This window comes from Maridesulfovibrio salinus, assembly GCF_055394525.1.
In genome coordinates this window covers 1,282,991-1,301,952 of the sequence record NZ_AP042461.1, presented here as the reverse complement: position 1 = coordinate 1,301,952, position 18,962 = coordinate 1,282,991, and the positions used below count along the sequence as shown (strand labels likewise).

Sequence of the window (18,962 nt, the reverse complement as noted above, 5' to 3'; positions counted from 1 at the left end):
ACCCTGAGACATCTTCATGAAACTGACTACCCGCTCCAGATATGGAACAAGACTGCTGCTGGATATTGCCCTTCATTCCACGCACGGCCCTGTGCCGAGCAAAGATTCGGCCCGCAGAGAGGATATCTCTTTAAAGTATCTGGAAAAAATATTAAAAATCCTTAAAGAAGCCGGTTACATCAAGGGGAAACGCGGCCCTAACGGTGGTAATGTTCTGACCATGGAACCCGAAGATATTTCACTTGGAAAACTGACCCGGATACTCGAAGGTGATGATTCGGTACTGGATTGCGAGGGAGATGTCACCACATGCCCGCGTGCCGCTGTATGCCTTCGCCGCTCAATCTGGGAAGATGCCAATCAGGCCATGTACAAAATGCTCGATTCCTACACTCTCGCCGACTTAGTTAAAGACGCACGACTCTGCCCCATGGACCGGCCATTTTAAAATAATTCCCCGGCTTGCGGGCCGATAATATGGAGGCAGTGCTTTGTTCAAAAAAATCAGACACAGCCTGATCATGAAGATGATACTCACCGGCGGTATAACACTGCTGCTGAGTGTTTTTCTCTGGACCAGTTTCAACATTCTTTTTTTCAAAAAAAACGTCACCGATAATGTCATCTCGGATATCGGCTTGCTCTCCGACACAGTTCTTCTGGGCCTTCATCATGCCATGATGCTTGACGCCAAGGAATTCATCCAGAACGATGTAAACAACATCAGCCGTCAGGGTGAAATTAAATCCATCCGCGTAATCAACAAACGAGGCGAAATAGTATACTCCAACGAGCCGGATGAAATTAGTAAAATTATAGATATTAAAAGCCCCTCCTGCAGGAAATGCCACCAGCACGATCCCCCGCCGTTTAAAATGAGTCTTAAAGAAAGAACCAGGGTAAAAACGGTCAACGGCAAAAAATTCATGGGGATCATGACTCCGATTCCCAATTCGGAAGGATGCGCCCCCGGCCCCTGCCATGTTCACTCCAAAGATGAAAAAATTCTGGGACTTCTCGATCTGGAGATTTCAACTGAGCACAAAAGCGCCATGCTCGGGACTTTCGAACGGGCAAACTTCGGGATCGCCCTTATTGTTTTTCTCGCTACTTTCGCTGCCCTTTTCGCCTATTCATATAAATTTATTTTCAAACCGATACATGCACTTATTAAGGCAACACGTGATATAGGATCGGCTCGTGATTTTGTTGAAGTTCAACTGGAGCAGACTGACGAGATAGGAACCCTTGCCGATGCGTTCAACAGGATGGGTAGGCAGATACAGGAAAAACACAAGGCCCTGCTTGAACAGAAGGAGGAATACCGTGACCTTTTCGACAATGTTCCCTGCCTTGTAAGTGTTGTGGACCTCAACTTCAGGGTTATCAGACACAACAAAGCCTATGAAGAACACTTCGGCAAACCAAGGGGCAGGCAGTGTTATCAGATAAACAAGAATCAGGACCGCAAGTGCGCTGAATGCCCGGTTGAACGGACCTTTTTCGATCTGAGATCGCATATGAGTGAAGAGTCGGGGCTGTCCAAGGATGGTAAACCTATCCACTGGATAGTATTTACCTCTCCGATCAAGGACCGCAACGGAAACATAATCGCAGCCATGGAAATGATGCTCGACATTACCAAACGAAAGGAACTTGAAGAGAGGCTAGCCCACTCCGAGCAACGCTACCATGCCATTTTTGATTCCATTCCCGGGGCTGTTTTCGTGCTGGACGCTAAAACACTGACCATTGTGAACTGCAATGATCCCGTAGAAGGTATTTACGGTTACTGCATAGAAGAACTGCAGGGCACATCAATCCTGCGACTCTTCAGGGAAGAAGAGAAGGCCGACTATGAACATCTGCTCAAAGTAAAGAAAGAAATCGGTCCCTGCTCCCAGATAACCAAAAGCAACACGCCTATTTATGCAGTCATGAGAATTTCTCCTGCAGAATTCGACGGCAACAAGACCCTTATCGTAACCTGCAGTGATGTCACCAAAAAACTGGAAGCAGAGCAGCAGCTTATTCAGGCCAGTAAGATGACGACTCTTGGCGAAATGGCCTCCGGGGTAGCACACGAACTGAACCAGCCGCTGGCGATTCTCAAGACCATAAGCAATCTTATGCTGAGAAAAGTATCCCGCGGACAGCCCATTGAGCAGGACATACTCAAGGAGATGGCCGAAGGGGTGGATTCGCATGTAAACCGAGCCAGCAAAATAATTGAGCACATGCGAGAATTCGGCAGAAAAGCGGATTTGAAAACCATGCCTGTTCAGATGAATGATGTCCTCAGGAGGGGATTTGAATTTTTCAGCCGGCAACTGAACCTGCGAAATATTAGCGTCGAATGGGACCTGAACAGTCACTTGCCGATAATCATGGCTGACGCAAACAGGCTTGAACAGGTGGTTATCAACCTGCTCATAAATGCAAGGGATGCCATTGAGGAACATTGGACTGGTAAGGTTCCACTGGCAGACGACAAAAAAATATACATCTCCACAACATTTACCGAAGAACATGTGGTGATTGAAGTATGTGATACGGGCCCGGGAATTCCGGAAACGATTCAGGGCAGACTCTTTGAGCCTTTTTTTACCACTAAGGATGTCGGTAAAGGAACCGGGCTAGGATTATCCATCTCCTACGGAATAATCAAAGATTACAGCGGAACAATAAAGGCTGTATCTAAAGAGGGCATGGGTGCCTGTTTTGTAATTACTTTTCCCCGCGGAGACAAAGCGGAAGCAATTCAAAGCATGGACAGGTAAATACGGGCCGTCCGAATTCTTTTTCCCTGTAAACATCTGATTTATGATTTTTACATTCAATCAGTGCTATTGTCTGCTGGAGCAGCAATACAGAATACACTCGTTCTGCAGCAGAAATTATATTTAAATCCCGGATCTTAACAGCTTCAACAATCAGGATAAAAATGGAAGTCATCAATTTTATAACCAGCTTTATCAGCTCCATGGGACTGGGAGAGCAGATATCCATCGCCACCGGCTTGATCTATATTTTCCTGAGTGTGCGGCAGAATCCAGCCTGCTGGCCTTTCGGAATCGTAAGCGTGAGCATCTGGATGATTGTAGTATTTCAGGGCAGACTTTATTCTGATGCTTTCCTGCAGTTTGTATACGTCATTCTGGGATTCTACGGCTGGTATCAATGGCTATGCGGCGGCAAGGACAACACCCCTCTCAAAGTCAGAAAACTCGATAAAAAAATCGGTTTAAAACTCTTTTTGATAGGTTTGCTGGCTTTTATTCCAATCGGTTACGTAATGAAATATTACCTCACGGCATCCTTCCCGTGGTGGGACGCCCTGACCACCGTACTCTCACTCATTGCCCAATACCTGCTGGCCCGCAAGTTCCTTGAAAACTGGATTCTATGGATTGTGGCGGATACGATGTACATTGGCATTTATTACGCCAAAGGCTGGACAGGATACAGCGGGCTTATGGTCATATATACTGCAATGGCTGTTATCGGCTTTGTGCAGTGGATGAAGTCATATCAGGCCGACAGGATGCAGGAATGCCGTCCCGAATAGTTCTCACAGGTTCGGAATGCACAGGCAAGACGACCCTTGCCGCAAAACTTGCCGCCCACTACGGAGTGCAGTTTGTACCGGAGTTTTTACGTGATTACTTTGAAATGAAAAAAGGAATTCTCGGCACTGAGGATGTAATTCCAATTGCCCGGGGACAACTTGAATCAGAGCAGAAGGCCCTAAGAAGCCGAAACATACCGCTAATCTGCGATACGGATATTATCTCCTCCATTGTTTATGCCAAACACTACTTCGGAGTATGCCCCCAATGGCTTGAGAAAAAATACCAAACTCTTCCCACATCCCTTTACCTTCTCTGTGATATAGACATCGAATGGAAAGCAGACGGGCAACGGGATATGGAGCATGGCCGCCTATATATGCAAAGTCTTTTCGCAGACGAATTGAAAAGCAGGCAGGTCCTGTTTTACGCCATTTCCGGAAGTATGAATCAACGTTTCGAAGTATCACTCGCACTTATTGATGATTATACGAGTGGCAAAACAAAAAAGAAATGATGCACTTCTATCCAATTGAATATCTGTTTCATGTAATTTAATTTATCTGCAATTTATCTTTTAATTGGAACACAACTCGGCCACACTCCTCCTCAAATCACACCTTAAGTATTATGACTAAGCAAATCTGTTTTTTGATTGAATGATCAATTATCACACGATTTCGATAACCAAAGACAAAAAACACGACTTTCCTATTGCGCATTCCACATTCACAGCAGTCAGTATTTCTTGATTTCAGAGTCTAATTGTGTAAGGTAGATTCGAATTTATCAGTAAGTGAAACAAGGAGAAAAGAATGCGCCAAAAACTGATGCTTGTTCTTGCACTCGTGGTCTGCTTTGCCTTCGGCCCGGCCATGGCTCATGCAGAGACTCTGACCCTCGGCCTGAAAGGTGAGCCCACCTCTCTTGATCCGCATTTCCACAACGTATCAGCCAACAACATGCAGTCACTGTATGTGTTCGACAAACTGATCCGTCAGGACAACAGACAGAAACTCGAGCCCGGTCTCGCGGTTTCCTGGAAACCGGTTTCCGACACCGAGTGGGAATTCAAGCTCCGTGAGGGAGTTAAATTTCATGACGGTTCCCCTTTTACCGCTGAAGATGTAAAATTCACCATCGAACGCATCCCCAACGTGCCCAACAGCCCTTCCTCCTTCACCGGGTTTGTATCCGCCATCAAGGAAGTGAAAATTGTTGATCCGTTGACTGTTCGCTTCGTAACAGAAGCACCGTCCCCTCTTCTTCCCAGACAGTTGGCAGCTTTTCCCATCGTGTCCAAGAAGAATGCCGAAGGCGCATCCACTGAAGATTTCAACTCCGGCAAAGCCTGTATCGGAACCGGTCCCTACGAATTGGTAAAATGGGACCGCGGAGACAGGATCACCTACAAGCGTAACGACAACTACTGGGGTGAAAAAATGCCCTGGGAAGAAATCATCGTGCGCCCTATCACCAATGACGGAACCCGTGTTGCTTCCCTCAAATCCGGTGATGTGGACCTGATCAACTTCGTTCCCCCGGCAGATGTGGACCACCTTGGGGAAAATAAAAAGCTCACCCTTTCCCAGTCTCCGTCTACTCGCCTGATCTACCTCCATCTGGACACAGACCGTGATGATTCACCAACCGTTTCCGGTAATAATGGAGAGAAAATCAAGAACCCGCTCAAGGATTTCCGTGTACGCAAGGCCATATCCAAGGCTATCAACCGCCGCGCTATAGCTGCCCGCATCATGGACGGGCTCGCAGTTCCCGCAAGCCAGATGGTTCCCGATGGATACGAAGGAACCAGCAAAAGGCTGAAGCCGGAAGACTACGATCCCAAAGGAGCAAAAGCACTGCTCAAGCAGGCCGGATACCCCGATGGTTTCAAACTGGTTATCCACGGCCCCAATGACCGCTACGTGAACGATGCAGATATCGCACAGGCCATTGCTCAGATGCTGACCAAAGTCGGCATTAAAACCGAAGTAAACACCATGCCCAAGAGCGTGTACTTCGGCCGCGCATCCAACCTTGAATTCAGCTTCATGCTGGTAGGCTGGGCCACTGACACCGGTGAACAGTCAAACTGTATCGGTGCACTGCTGCACACTTACGACAAGGACAAAGGATTCGGCTCATCCAACCGTGGCCGCTACTCCAACCCCGATCTTGACGCCACGCTTGAAGAAGCACTGGTAACAGTTGACCCTGAAAAGCATAACGAACTCATCATCAAAGCCACTGAAATGGGTATCGGTGATCTGGGTATCATTCCTATCCACTATCAGGTTAATGTATGGGGTTCCAAAAAGGGTATTGAATACAACGGTCGCACCGATGGCTACACACTGCCCCGCGACATCAAAGTTGTTAAATAACAAGCCGACATAACAGATTAATTTAAAGGGGCGTACTGAGTGCGCCCCTTTTTCAACTGGAGCAAAATTCATGCTCGCATTTTTGATTAGAAGAATTTCTCAAAGCATCGTCGTGCTGCTGGTCATGTCCGTACTGGTGTTCAGCGGAGTATACTGTATCGGCAACCCGATCGATATCCTGATAGCCCCTGACGCAACCCCGGCTGAAAGAGACCGCGCCATTCAGGAACTCGGTCTGGATAAGCCACTGCCCGAACAGTACATGCGTTTCCTCACTGATGCTGTTCAGGGAGACCTTGGCAACTCCTTTGTTTACAATGAACCGGCCCTGAAACTGATTATGCAGCGAATGCCCGCAACGATGGAGCTTGCAGTCACCGCCATGCTGATGGCCGTGGTGTTCGGTATTCCTCTAGGCATGATAGCCGGGATTAAATCGGAAACCATGCTGGGCCGAAGTATAATGCGCTTTTCAATACTGGGCTTCAGTCTTCCTACATTCTGGGTCGGGTTGATGTTCATAATTGTTTTCTCGGTTTATCTGGGCTGGCTCCCTTCGGGAGGGAGTGGTGAAACCGTGGAACTTTTCGGGGTTCCGGTAAGCTTTCTCACCTGGGACGGCATCAGACACCTTATTCTTCCGGCAATGAACCTGGCCCTTTTCAAAACTTCGCTGGCCATCAGACTCAGCCGGGCGGGAGTTCAGGAAAACCTGCAGATGGACTACGTCAAATTCGCACGGGCGAAGGGACTTACCAATACACGGATCATCGGGCTGCATGTCATGAAAAACATCATGATTCCTGTTGTTACCGTTCTGGGAATGGAATTCGGTGGATTGATCGCTTTCGCGGTTGTTACCGAGACCATTTTCTCATGGCCCGGTATGGGTAAGCTCGTCATCGATTCCATCGGTGTTCTCGACCGACCGGTTATTGTGGCCTATCTGCTAATTACCGTAACCATGTTCATCATCATCAACCTCATAGTTGATATCATATACTCCATTCTGGATCCCCGAGTCAGATTGGGCGACCAGAACTAGGAATTTGATGCGCTCCGCGCTTTAGGTGATCCAATTTCACCACCGGCGGCCGAGGGAACTGAATCCTTTGGAACCCCTAATAGTTTCAGGAATAAATTATGGCAGAAACAAAAAATATGCAGCAGCAGGCAATGTCCGCAACCGACAACCAACCGGTAAAAGACGAATCCCTGCTCATGCAATCACTCAAGGAATACTTCGAAAGCAAAACCGCCACGATCGGGCTCATCATTCTGAGCATAATTATCGTGGTTGCACTGCTGGCTCCATATATCTCACCACAGAATCCATATGACCTCATGTCCATCGACATTATGGATTCAAAACTCGAGCCGGGTGAAAAGTCCATGGACGAATCCATTACCTACTATCTGGGAACGGACAGTCAGGGCCGCGACATGCTCAGCTCCATTCTTTACGGACTGCGTATCAGTCTCGGTGTAGGGGTTCTCAGTACCATAATCGCACTGATAATCGGCTCCATTATCGGGCTGTGGGCATCTTTTATCGGCGGTCGTACGGACGCCTTCATCATGCGAGTGGTCGATCTGCAGCTCAGCTTCCCGGCCATCCTTGTTGCACTCATCCTACTGGCAATTCTCGGTAAGGGAGTCGACAAGATCATTTTGTCGCTGGTTATTGTGCAATGGGCGTATTACGCGCGAGCCATTCGAAGTAATGTTCTGGTTGAACGGCGAAAGGAATATGTTGAAGCAGCCAAGTGTCTTGCCCTGCCACAGCGCAGGATTATGTTTGGACATGTGCTTCCCAACTGCACACCTGAACTGATCGTCATCTCCACTGTAAAAGTGGCCGGGGCCATCGCCCTTGAGGCAACCCTGTCCTTTCTCGGACTGGGTATGCCCATAACTCAGCCCTCTCTGGGCCTGCTCATCTCTAACGGTTTCAAGTTCCTCCAAAGCGGATATTACTGGATCAGTTTCTATCCCGGTGTGGCCCTGCTCATTCTGATTGTATCCATCAACCTTGTCGGTGACCGGTTGCGTGATGTTTTAAACCCGAGGTTGAAAAAATGAGTGAAAAACTTCTCGATATCAAAGATCTCAAAACCTACTTCTATACCCGGGCCGGAGTTGCCAAAGCCGTTGACAGTATTTCACTGGACATTGAAAAAGGGGAAATTGTCGGTATTGTGGGTGAGTCCGGCTCAGGTAAGTCCGTAACCGGATTTTCCGTGATGGGTCTTGTTGACCCTCCTGGAAAGGTTGCCGGAGGATCTATCAAATTCAAAGGCCGGGAGATTCTGGGACAGTCAGAAGAAGAATGGCGTAGGTTCAGGGGGGCGAAAGTATCAATGATCTTTCAGGATCCCATGATGACTCTTAACCCGGTCCTGCGCATTGACACCCAAATGATAGAAGCGATTACCGCCCACGAAAAAGTATCCAAAGAAGAAGCCAGACGTCGTTCAATTGAAGCTCTTGCCATGGTCGGAATTCCTTCACCGGAAGAACGCATCAAAGCTTACCCGCATCAGTTTTCCGGCGGTATGCGCCAGAGAGTGGCAATCGCCATCGGGCTTCTGAATAAGCCGGACCTGATTATAGCGGACGAACCCACTACCGCGCTGGATGTTACCATTCAGAGCCAGATTCTGTCAGAAATGCAGACTCTATGTCGCAAGACCGGAATGGCACTGATATGGATTACCCATGACCTTACGGTTGTGGCCGGGCTGGCCCACAAGGTGGCGGTTATGTATGCCGGGCGTATTATTGAACAGGGCAATGTCGAGAATATCCTTGATCATCCCATGCATCCGTATACCCACGGGCTGATCGGTTCCGTACCCAGCCGCAACAGGCGCGGGGAGCCGTTATTCCAGATTCCGGGGATGACACCTTCGCTGGTCAACATCCCCGAAGGCTGTTCATTCAGGATGCGCTGCCCCTACGCTGACGAGAAATGCATGCAGGAACCGGAACGCACCTTCATGGAAGGGAACCGCATAGTCCGCTGCCATCACCCGCTTTAGGAATGCCCGGGACTTTGTTGAATTAGAATGAATTCTACTCCGGCGGGAGAAGAGCCTAAATTCACGGCACTTCAAGTCAGGACTTTGCCGCTGGAGCCGGAAGATTGGAATAGATAAAATAACGTTTTCCCACGTTGGGGTGTGCTTCATCGCACGCAGGTTTTAACTTACAACGCGGCGAGGCCCCGATAAAAGTTTTTGAAGAGTCCAGAGAGACAATCATAAAATGTTTCTTTGGCCCCCGGAGGGAATCAGATATATGAGTAAAGATACGCCTTTTTTAAGCTGCAAAGACCTGAGCCGTGTTTTCGTTAAGAAGCTCGACTTCGCAGGTAAAATCGCCCGGAAGCTGGGGTCCAAAATTCGTGAAGAACGAGTTCAGGCCGTAGATAAAGTCAACATTGAGATAATGCCCGGCGAAGTTCTGGGGCTGGTTGGTGAATCCGGTTGCGGAAAATCCACTCTGGGTCGCATGCTCTGTGAAATCCTCAATCCATCAGGTGGGGATATTTTCTACAAAGGGCAGAACGTCAAAGATATGAATTCCAAAGAACACATGGATTATGCCCGTAACGTACAGATGATTTTTCAGGACCCTTTCGCGTCCCTTAACCCCAGAAAAAGAGTTAAACAGATCATCGGCGAAGCCCCGCTCTACCACGGACTGACCAACAGATCCGGATTTGACGAATACCTCGCTGATGTCATGCTGCGCTGCGGTCTGGACCCCAGTTACAAGAACCGCTATCCACACCAGTTTTCAGGCGGTCAACGCCAGAGAATCGGAATTGCACGGGCTATGGCCATGCAGCCGGAATGTCTGGTCTGCGATGAATCCGTGGCCGCTCTCGATGTCTCCATTCAGGCCCAGATATTGAACCTGTTCATGGATCTGCGCAGGGAACTGAACCTGACCTGCCTCTTTATCAGTCACGACCTCGGAGTAGTAGAACACATATCAGACAGGATTGCGGTCATGTACCTCGGCCGAGTTGTAGAGGTGGGAACAGTGGAGAAACTGTTCAGCGATCCTTTTCATCCCTATACACAGGCCCTGCTGAACGAAGTTCCCAGGCTGGACAAAAGGGATGTGGATTTTGCTCCACTTAAGGGAGAAATTCCATCACCGCTGGATCCACCAAAAGGCTGTCACTTCCATCCCAGATGTGCACATGCCATGGACATCTGCAGACAGGAAGCTCCCACTGATAGAGAGATCTCTCCGGGACACCGGGCCCGCTGTCATTTATCAGAAATACAGAAAGACAACTGGATACAAATGTAGCTCAAACCCGTTAACAACAAAATCCTATTCAGCGAAATGTTGAAGACAGATTGTATGCCTGAACAAAAACACTGGAGCTCTGAGTATAATGACATACTTGAGTTCCAGTGTTTTTTCTAGTCCCGGACTATACGTGGAAGTCTGAAAAAAAGAAGACAAGATGATTTCAGGCGTATATGTAAAGCATGCCTTATTCCGGCTTCGTGCACCAGTGTCGCGGCAGGCTATCGATATCATCAATGGGCACTGAAGATGTTAGCATCTCTAAAAACATTGTTCTTAATTCACAGTTCTGGCGACTATTGCTGACTGAATATCAGTTCCGAATTAGCTTCGCCAACTGGTCAGATAAAAAGCTCCGGCTCTCTGCGCTCGCTGAAATTTTCCGCCAGCCACATGGATATCTCCAGAATTCTAGGAACCTCCATTTTACGGGCATCAAAAGCGCACACCTTCACACAGGCACAGCATAAAATACATCTTGCAGGGTCGGTTTCAACCATAGCACCGACTTTAATTGCATCAGTTGGGCAGACCCTCTCACAAGAACCACACAGTTCACAATTCTCATTGGTGGTCGGAGATACCGGACTTGGCTCCTTCAACTCCTTATAAGGGCGGTTACCGGGGAGTTCAATTAAGTCAGAACCCCTCAACTCGCCTGCCGTTAGCTTTCCGGTCAAAACCTTTCCGAACTCCCGCGCTTTTTCCAGATCCCCGTGATCAGGACGATTGACTGCAATCGGAGTTTCCGAGTTTGAAAAGGAATGCTCGCCAATAAAAGCGGCCCCGGCAACCGGCTTCAAACCCGAATCCACCGCCAGATCGAAAAGTTCTATGAGTGCGTCTTCGAAAGCCCTGTTTCCGTAGGTAACAACCAATGCGGCCGGGACTGCTGAGGCTTTTATACGGGCAAATCGATCCACCGCAACAGCCGGAAGCCTTCCGGCATAGACAGGAGCACCGATTATTACCAGATCATCATCACCACAATTATGACACTCCGGCACTTCTTCAACACGGGTGACATCAACAATCTGAACTTCCTGAGCACCAACTCCCTCAGCGACAGCTTCAAGGATCTTGCGGGTTGTGCGTGTGGGGGAAAAACAGATAATTTTAAGTTTGGAACAGGACAATTGATTCTCCCTATTTAGTCAATTTTTCCCAATCAGCATTAAACTGCGCCAGCCCTTTGTCGGTCAGGGGATGCTTGACCAACTCAGTGAGCACCTTGAAAGGAACTGTCACCGTATCAGCACCGATCAGCGCAGACTCAAGAACGTGCATGGGATTACGGATGGAAGCGACCAGAACCCTGGTGGGGAAATCATAGTTATCAAAAATGGTACGTATCTGACGGATCAGCTCCATGCCGTCCTGAGCAAGACCGTCAAGACGTCCGACAAAGGGACTTACGTAAGTGGCACCGGCCTTGGCTGCCATAAGGGCCTGCAGCGGAGAAAAAACCAGAGTAACATTTGTTTTTACGCCTTTCCGGTAAAGAGCCCTTGTAGCGACTAGACCTTCGGAAGTCATGGGAATTTTAATAACGACATTGTCTCCGAATTTTGCGAGATCCTCGGCTTCCTGAATCATCGTATCTGCATTTTCACCTACAACTTCAAGGCTCACCGGACCGTCCACCTCTTTGCATATGGCTTCCATCTGCGAACGCCAATCACCTCCCTCGCGGGACAGAAGAGTGGGGTTGGTTGTGACTCCGTCCATCAGTCCCTGAGCATTAGCGCGTCTTATCTCCTCAAGGTTGGCAGTATCAAGAAAAAATTCCATACACTTTCTCCTTTTAAATTCGTACTTTGCCATTTTCATATAACAATTTGCTACTGAGCAAAAGAACTATGTTCGATTATGGTGGAAGTTAACCTGTTTGCAATTGGAAACACACAACTCTCAATATTGAACGAAATAGAAGCAATGTGTAAAGCAAACGCCTTTATACAAAAGAGACTGTTGACAACTTCATAAGTGAGGAGTAAACACTTCCCATTATGAACGTTTCTTTTACCAACTTTACCCTTTATTTCTGGTGGTGGCGCAGCTGATGCGTCGCGGTTGGGTACGTTCAAAAAACGTGTAAGAAAGAAGCAAGAATTTTATAAAACCGCGACAGTGAAAACTGATCGCGGTTTTTTATTATCTGCGTGCACTGTCGTAAAAAAAGATATTCAGGAGTAGAAAATGACTGACAACGGAACTGTCGATGCGAAAGGTTTTTTCGGTGAATACGGTGGACAGTACGTCCCCGACCAGCTTCTCCCCATCCTGAACGAGCTGGCGGACACCTATAAAAGATACAAAGATGACCCTGAATTCATAAGAGAATTCAAATACTATCTCGCCAAATATTCAGGACGTCCCACTCCGCTCTATCTCTGCTCCAATCTCACCGAAGAACTCGGCGGCGCAAAAATCTATCTTAAACGTGAAGATCTCAACCACCTTGGAGCGCACAAAGTTAACAATACCATCGGCCAGATACTGCTTGCCAAACGCATGGGCAAAAAGAAAATCATAGCTGAAACCGGAGCCGGGCAGCATGGTGTCGCAACCGCTGCAACAGCAGCTCTAATGGGCATGAAATGTACCATCGTAATGGGTGAAGTTGACGTTGAAAGGCAGAAATTAAACGTATTCCGTATGCGCATGATGGGTGCGGAGGTTGTTGCTGCCAAATCCGGACAGCGCACTCTTAAAGAGGCTGTGGACGAAGCGCTCGCCGCATGGATTGAGGACGCGGAAAACACTTTTTACCTGCTTGGATCAGCCGTCGGACCGCACCCCTATCCGGAAATGGTTCGCGACTTTCAGTCCGTTATCGGGAAGGAAGCAAAGCAGCAGTGCATCGAGGATGAAGGACGCCTTCCCGATTACTGCATTGCCTGTGTCGGCGGTGGTTCCAACGCCATCGGGCTTTTTTCAGATTTCGTGAAAGAAGAATCAGTAAAACTCGTCGGAGTTGAACCTTCCGGGCGCAGCCTTGAGCCGGGTGAACACGCTGCGACACTCTGTCTCGGAGAGCCCGGAATCATGCACGGTTTTAACTCCTACATGCTTAAAGACGCAGAGGGAGAACCGGCCCCTGTTTATTCCATTTCCGCCGGACTGGACTACCCCAGTGTAGGTCCTGAGCACTCTTACCTCAAAGATCTGGGCCGTGCAGAATACGTGCACGCCTCCGACAAGGAAGCAACGGACGCTTTTTTCAAACTTTCACAGACCGAAGGAATAATCCCCGCCCTTGAATCCTCGCACGCCCTTGCCTACGCCATGAAACTTGCCCCCGAACTCGGGAAAGACAAGATAATTGTTGTCAACCTTTCGGGCCGTGGTGACAAGGACGTCGCTCAGATTGAAGAAATGATAGCCAGGGGCGAACTCGAACTGCCCTAAAAAGATCGACTGATCAGCATCTGTAAATTCAGCAAGTAGCCTTTTAGGTCTAGAGAATGAAAAACTCCCCTCTTTCAGATGAAGGAGGGGAGTTCGCAATTCAGATTGGTACGACATGAATTGCGATAAAATTTTTCATAAGTATCACAACATGATAACTTGCAGCAGCTTACACAGTTTTTAATCTGCCAGACTACATTAAACCGAATATGCGAGAATAAACTTCACTCAAATATTTTGCCTGCGTCTGCAATCTGACACTCTCTTAAAAGAGCAGCTATGGTCTTGCCGAAAGCATAAAATCAATATCATCCAGACAGGGCTTAATATTCAATCATTCCGTTTTATTTGACAGATCCTTTGGGTGAGAGTTGGACCTCAACACGATTGCGTCCGGCATGTTTGGCAGAGTAAAGACCTATGTCAGATGCTTTCAGCAAATGCTCCAGTGTGTTGATTTCTTCATTCAGACTGGCAACTCCAATGCTGACTGTAATATTCAATTCTCCGGCACGGGTCTTCATTCTGGTCTGTTCAATTTCACGCCGGAGCCTTTCAGCCACCATCTCCGCACCTTCTAGTCCGGTATCTGGAAGTAATACTGAAAATTCCTCTCCACCAATCCTCCCGAAAACATCTATTTTGCGCAATATTTTTAGACCTGCTGCCGCCAGCCCCTGCAGGACATCATCCCCGGCATCATGACCGTACATGTCATTGACATTCTTGAAAAAATCTATATCCAGCATCAACAGCGAGAGGTCCCGCTCATAACGCAACGACCTCTCAAGAGCCTCATCAGCGCTTTCCATGAAAAAACGCCTGTTTGCAAGCCCGGTCAAAGGATCGGTGGTTGCAAGACGCCGCAACTTATCTTCGGCTTCCTTGCGTTCAGTCACATCCCGCACTGTACCAACAACCCACCATTTATCATCCTTGCGCAACGGAGACAAAAGAACTTCAGCCGGAAACACAGTCCCGCCTTTACGGCGGACATTCACAGTAAAGGAACCATAACCGTCAAAAAGTTCCCCGATATTTGAAACATCCTCTCCATCAACGGAGATATCTTCATTGTCCTCGGCAAAAATACAGCAATCAAGACTTTCCCCAAGCATTTCAGCCGCACTGTAGCCGAAAATCTTCTCCGCAGCCGGATTCCAGAAATGGATCAAACCGTTTTCGTCCATCAGGACCAGAGCATCCTGAACGGAGTCACTGATGCTCTGGAGCATGTCTTCACGGTCCTGAAGGTCCTGAAGAGCTCTCTGCTGTGCAGTGATATCAGATGTCGCCCCCCTGAACCCGGTAACACTGCCCTGTTCATCAAAAACCGGTACTCCATTGAATTCAAGCCAAAGCTTGCGCCCTTCCCTGTTCACAAACCTGAAAACAAGGCCCGTGAAACTTCTTCCGTTCTGGGCGGCGTCCAAAAACTCCTTGCGGACTTCCCACGAGGATTCTTCATCAACAAAATCAAAAGGAGATCTGCCGATCAACTCTTCTGAACTGTACCCAAGAATATCCCGGGCTCTTCCGGTCACAAAAATGAAGGCTCCGTCAGGACCTGTTTCCCAGATGAATTCCCCCGCGGCATCTGCCACGTCCATGAACCTTTTTTCACTGCTAGAAAGTGCTGCCTCCATTTTGTCACTATGGACGGCAGCCATGACTTTTCGCCAGAAGAAAAAGGCACTTAAAAGGAAAAGAAAAAACATCAAAGCTACGGTAACCCCGCTCCAGGGGACCATCATTCTGCTTCCGTCCACCCTGGTGATAATTTTCCAGCCTTCCTTAAAAAGGACATGAAATCTGAAAAAGGCTGGAAAATTAGTCTCATCAAGGGTGGTATATGTAAAAACTCCGCCGTCCAAAGAAAACTGACCTGACGCGCTTTCTTTCAATTCAGTCCAGCTATCCGGAAAAAGATCGCTTAAATAGCCATTTTTTTGCCCGTACAGAAAATTCCATTCCAGCTTTTCTTCCGGACAGATAATCAGCCCGCCATTACTGTTGACAAGATAATAGTCACCAAAAGACTCGTTTGACCTGTTCTTTAAATTCTTGAGCAAGGAACCGGCAGAAAAGTTGAGAATGACTGAGCCCAGATATCCCCCAGCTTCACCGTGCACATTCTTGATGAACCTGACCACCGGCAAATAAGGTTCTTCTATTTTACCGAACTCCCTGTTCAGATTTAAGGCCGAAACATAAACTCCGTCATCTATCGCGAGAGAATCCTTGAAGTAGGTGCGGGTACTTTTGTCCTGCAGTAAATTCTCAGGTGTCCGGATAGGCTGGCCGTTATCAACATTGATTCGAACCAGCTCTTTTCCAAGAGGTGAAAGGAACCTGACCTGAACACAGCTTTTCGTTTCCCGTCCGAAAACAAAAAAAACATCAGCAAGGTCATTATACTTTTCCAGGAGTGTTCCAGGTTCTCTCAAACGTTTTTCTACAAGGCCGGAGAGAAGGCTCACCGCTTCCACCCCGGATTCAAGCCAGTCACTCAGTACTGTATAGTCACTTTGCAGGAGGTGTTTTTCATGACTCATAACCATATCGCCAAACTGTCTGCTTTGACTGTAGAGCACACCAAAAGCAACCAGTCCGATTACAACTGAAACCGGTATAAATTTCCTGACAAAAGACTTGAAAACAGATTTGGAGTCTTTACTCATAATTAATTATTTCTCCAGCGCCCTGTTCATTTCAAGGGGCATCAGGATACACATTTTACCGCTTCCATAAATACTGAGTCTGGTTTTCTGACCTTACCGTCTTCATCCGTGTCCAGAAAGTATGTATTAAAATCCGTAATCCGGGATTCGTCAGCCCGAACTGTTTTAATCTCAGTGAACCCGGCCTGCTCAAGAAGCCTTCCCAGCGAAAAACTGTCATACATCCATTGATGAACTTCGCCGGAAAGTCTGAAATTTCCGATTTCTTCAGCTGTTAAACCGTTCTCATCAGGAAAAACAAGCCGTGAAACCTTATCTGCATTTGCCGGATTCTTAAGAAAGGAAATCACATCTGCCGCCTCTCTGCCTGCCCTGGATACAATAAAGGATTCAGCCTTAAGGGGCTGTGAGGCCAGATGTTTCACAAATCCTCCTCCCGGAGTATTCCTGACCATCTGGTCCAGCAGTTCTATCATAATCCAGTCATAAGCACCCTGAGCTTCCTCATCTCCCTGCCGCGCCCGTTCAAGAAGCATCAGATACAAACGCGCGATGGTTTCAAGATCAGGGACAGCAACTCTTATGATACCGCCATCCTTGAGGACCCTGAAACACTCCCTGACAAAATCAAGAGCCCGGCTGTGCCTGAAATGCTCCAACAGGTGAGAAGAATAAACAACATCTGCAGTTGCGTCACCTTCAGGTATGCCTGAATTTAGATCATGTTCAATCACTTCGGGAATTGAGGACTTGAAATCGTAATTAACCCAGTCCGAATGCCATGTCTGACCGCATCCAAGATTCAAAAGGCGCATCTGCCGACTATCTCCATTTATTCGATGTTCATAAATTTCTACACTGTTTAAAACACTATATCATTTCGGATTTACGTTCAATGCAATTGGCCCCCCTCCGCATCCTCTGCGCGGTTCGCACTGAGATACCGAATCTCTCGCTTACCTGTGCAGGAGTTGCTCCGTTCCTGAACGCCTCACTCACACGCTCCCGAAGTCTGATCCTGTTAAGATCCTCAAGGTCTGGAACAGATACTCTTGTCCCTCCCCAATAAAACATTACCTGCTCTGCAGCCTCACGGCCGAGAACTTTTATGAGACTCTCTGCCGACATCCCCCTCCGATCTTCGATCTCGGGAAAGCCCCTCCCCTTAACAAAACTACCTGTCATCATCCTATATTCCTTAACTTTATGCATTCTATACATTCATTTTTAACAAACTTGCAAACTACGGAACAATTGCGCTGGAGCGCTATAACATAGGAACCACTATTTATTTACTTATTACACACAATGCAAGCCATTTTATAAATATTATTTACCAATTGGTAAAACACGCTAACTAAAACTACAAATTAGAATACATATACAATAAAATAAGGACATAATATTAAAAAAAGTATACACAGGCATACCCAAGGAGGAGATATGACTTTCTACACGGACATGGTTGAGGGACTGAAAAAAATGATCGGGCCGGGTAAGAAATATGCCAACCCCACTCAAATGGCGAAAGCCTGCGGCGTAGCTCCAAACCAGATTATCAGGTACATAAGGCAGGAGCGCGGAAAACATATTCAGGTTATTGCGAAAGTACTTGACGAAGTGGGAGCCAGAATTATCTTTCCAGACACGCAGGACAGCAACCTTGATGATTGCTACTGTCGGCTCCCTGAACTGCTGGCACGGCCGGATGTGGACGGAGAGAGGCTTGTTTCGGGTAGTGAAACATCGGATTTTTCTTCATTCTCTAGAAAATGGCTTCAGCGTAAAGGCTCGCTGGAATACATGGGTGTTCTTACTGTCACTGGTAACTCCATGGGTCCCCGGCTTGAGGAGGGGGACAGGGTCATAGTCGACCAATCCCAGCGGGAACTTTTTGAGGGCCGGATTTATGCCATGAGAATTGACCGTGACATAATTATCCGCCGTATTGCCAAGGAACCGGGTAGAATACTTCTGGTTTCCGACAATCCTGAAGCGGAACCTCGGAAGATAGGCCTTGAAATAGGTGAGGAGTCTAAAGGATGGGCAACAATGGGAAGAGTGATCTACGTGGCCAAGGACCTTCCCTGACAATTTAAAACACAAGATTTTCAAAAAAAAAATCCAGGCACGGTTGACAGTTTTTCATAATGTCTTACTTTCATTCAATCCGTTTGCCCGGATTCTTTATTTAAAAGTCCTGATTGAAAGGCACTTACGGACCCAAGGCCTACAGCCTTACAAAAAACAAGTTATTGAAATATGTTATTGGAGGACAACACATGAAACTTAAGCCGCTTAATGACCGTGTTCTGGTCAAACGCCTTGAAGTGGAAGAAAAAACTGTTGGCGGAATCATCATCCCCGACTCTGCCAAAGAAAAACCCCTCAAAGGTGAAGTCATTGCAGCCGGTCCCGGCAAACTTGATGACAACGGTTCCAGAATCGCCATGGGAATTAAAGAAGGCGATGCAGTTCTTTTCGCAAAATACGCAGGTACCGAAATCAACATCGATGGCGTTGACCATCTGATCATGCGTGAAGACGACATACTCGCTGTTGTCGAATAACAGGGCCTTTTCCCG

The 18,962-nt window shown here is 47.6% G+C and carries 17 protein-coding genes; 12 read left to right on the top strand and 5 right to left on the bottom strand.

Translation table 11 applies throughout. The features are described 5' to 3' along the window. Nucleotides 1–16: 16 nt before the first annotated feature. The 9 genes from ACZ5PW_RS05735 (at nt 17) to ACZ5PW_RS05695 (ending at nt 10,282) form a co-directional block, all read left to right on the top strand. The gene (locus tag ACZ5PW_RS05735) at nt 17–448 is read left to right on the top strand and encodes an RrF2 family transcriptional regulator (protein WP_464558809.1); all 432 of its coding nucleotides are present in this window, start codon (nt 17–19) and stop codon (nt 446–448) included. Between the two features lie 43 nt (nt 449–491). Next, a complete protein-coding gene (locus ACZ5PW_RS05730; protein WP_464558807.1) occupies nt 492–2,780 on the top strand; it encodes a PAS domain S-box protein in 2,289 nt (762 codons plus the stop codon). A gap of 164 nt (nt 2,781–2,944) precedes the next feature. After that, on the top strand, nt 2,945–3,568 hold the full coding sequence (gene pnuC, locus ACZ5PW_RS05725) for a nicotinamide riboside transporter PnuC (RefSeq protein WP_464558805.1): 624 nt from the start codon (nt 2,945–2,947) through the stop codon (nt 3,566–3,568). Continuing rightward, nucleotides 3,553–4,086: an AAA family ATPase gene (locus ACZ5PW_RS05720; RefSeq protein WP_464558803.1), complete on the top strand. Its 534-nt coding sequence runs from the start codon at nt 3,553–3,555 to the stop codon at nt 4,084–4,086. The genes pnuC and ACZ5PW_RS05720 overlap by 16 nt, the downstream gene beginning before the upstream one ends. Before the next feature lie 298 nt (nt 4,087–4,384). Continuing rightward, a complete protein-coding gene (locus tag ACZ5PW_RS05715; protein WP_464558801.1) occupies nt 4,385–5,956 on the top strand; it encodes an ABC transporter substrate-binding protein in 1,572 nt (523 codons plus the stop codon). Between the two features lie 70 nt (nt 5,957–6,026). Further along, nucleotides 6,027–7,001: an ABC transporter permease gene (locus tag ACZ5PW_RS05710; RefSeq protein ID WP_464558799.1), complete on the top strand. Its 975-nt coding sequence runs from the start codon at nt 6,027–6,029 to the stop codon at nt 6,999–7,001. 98 nt (nt 7,002–7,099) lie between these two features. Continuing rightward, nucleotides 7,100–8,038, top strand: coding sequence for an ABC transporter permease (locus tag ACZ5PW_RS05705; RefSeq protein WP_464558797.1), 939 nt, complete (start codon nt 7,100–7,102; stop codon nt 8,036–8,038). Then, a complete protein-coding gene (locus ACZ5PW_RS05700) occupies nt 8,035–8,997 on the top strand; it encodes an ABC transporter ATP-binding protein (RefSeq protein WP_464558795.1) in 963 nt (320 codons plus the stop codon). The genes ACZ5PW_RS05705 and ACZ5PW_RS05700 overlap by 4 nt, the downstream gene beginning before the upstream one ends. A gap of 259 nt (nt 8,998–9,256) precedes the next feature. Next, complete coding sequence (locus ACZ5PW_RS05695) at nt 9,257–10,282, top strand: ABC transporter ATP-binding protein (protein WP_464558793.1); 1,026 nt, start codon at nt 9,257–9,259, stop codon at nt 10,280–10,282. Nucleotides 10,283–10,626: 344 nt separating this feature from the next. On the opposite strand, the gene ACZ5PW_RS05690 is transcribed toward ACZ5PW_RS05695, so the two are convergent. Beyond that, a complete protein-coding gene (locus ACZ5PW_RS05690; protein ID WP_464558791.1) occupies nt 10,627–11,421 on the bottom strand; it encodes a 4Fe-4S binding protein in 795 nt (264 codons plus the stop codon). Nucleotides 11,422–11,431: 10 nt separating this feature from the next. Beyond that, nucleotides 11,432–12,076, bottom strand: a complete 645-nt coding sequence (fsa, locus tag ACZ5PW_RS05685; protein ID WP_464558789.1) for a fructose-6-phosphate aldolase — start codon at nt 12,074–12,076, stop codon at nt 11,432–11,434. Between the two features lie 408 nt (nt 12,077–12,484). Between fsa and trpB the strand changes: the two genes are divergently transcribed. After that, a complete protein-coding gene (gene trpB, locus ACZ5PW_RS05680; protein ID WP_464558787.1) occupies nt 12,485–13,696 on the top strand; it encodes a tryptophan synthase subunit beta in 1,212 nt (403 codons plus the stop codon). Nucleotides 13,697–14,040: 344 nt separating this feature from the next. On the opposite strand, the gene ACZ5PW_RS05675 is transcribed toward trpB, so the two are convergent. Genes ACZ5PW_RS05675 through ACZ5PW_RS05665 form a run of 3 tightly spaced genes read right to left on the bottom strand, consistent with a single transcriptional unit; the run spans nt 14,041 to nt 17,505 of the window. Then, the gene (locus tag ACZ5PW_RS05675; RefSeq protein ID WP_464558785.1) at nt 14,041–16,377 is read right to left on the bottom strand and encodes a sensor domain-containing diguanylate cyclase; all 2,337 of its coding nucleotides are present in this window, start codon (nt 16,375–16,377) and stop codon (nt 14,041–14,043) included. Between the two features lie 41 nt (nt 16,378–16,418). Continuing rightward, complete coding sequence (locus ACZ5PW_RS05670) at nt 16,419–17,192, bottom strand: class I SAM-dependent methyltransferase (RefSeq protein ID WP_464558783.1); 774 nt, start codon at nt 17,190–17,192, stop codon at nt 16,419–16,421. A 55-nt stretch (nt 17,193–17,247) separates the two neighbouring features. Further along, the gene (locus tag ACZ5PW_RS05665) at nt 17,248–17,505 is read right to left on the bottom strand and encodes a helix-turn-helix domain-containing protein (RefSeq protein WP_464558781.1); all 258 of its coding nucleotides are present in this window, start codon (nt 17,503–17,505) and stop codon (nt 17,248–17,250) included. A gap of 315 nt (nt 17,506–17,820) precedes the next feature. Here ACZ5PW_RS05665 and ACZ5PW_RS05660 point away from each other — a divergent pair, with 315 nt between their 5' ends. Next, the gene (locus ACZ5PW_RS05660; RefSeq protein ID WP_464558779.1) at nt 17,821–18,468 is read left to right on the top strand and encodes a S24 family peptidase; all 648 of its coding nucleotides are present in this window, start codon (nt 17,821–17,823) and stop codon (nt 18,466–18,468) included. 191 nt (nt 18,469–18,659) lie between these two features. Then, entirely contained in the window at nt 18,660–18,947 is a 288-nt protein-coding gene (gene groES, locus ACZ5PW_RS05655; RefSeq protein WP_464558777.1) for a co-chaperone GroES, read from the top strand. Nucleotides 18,948–18,962: the final 15 nt, after the last annotated feature.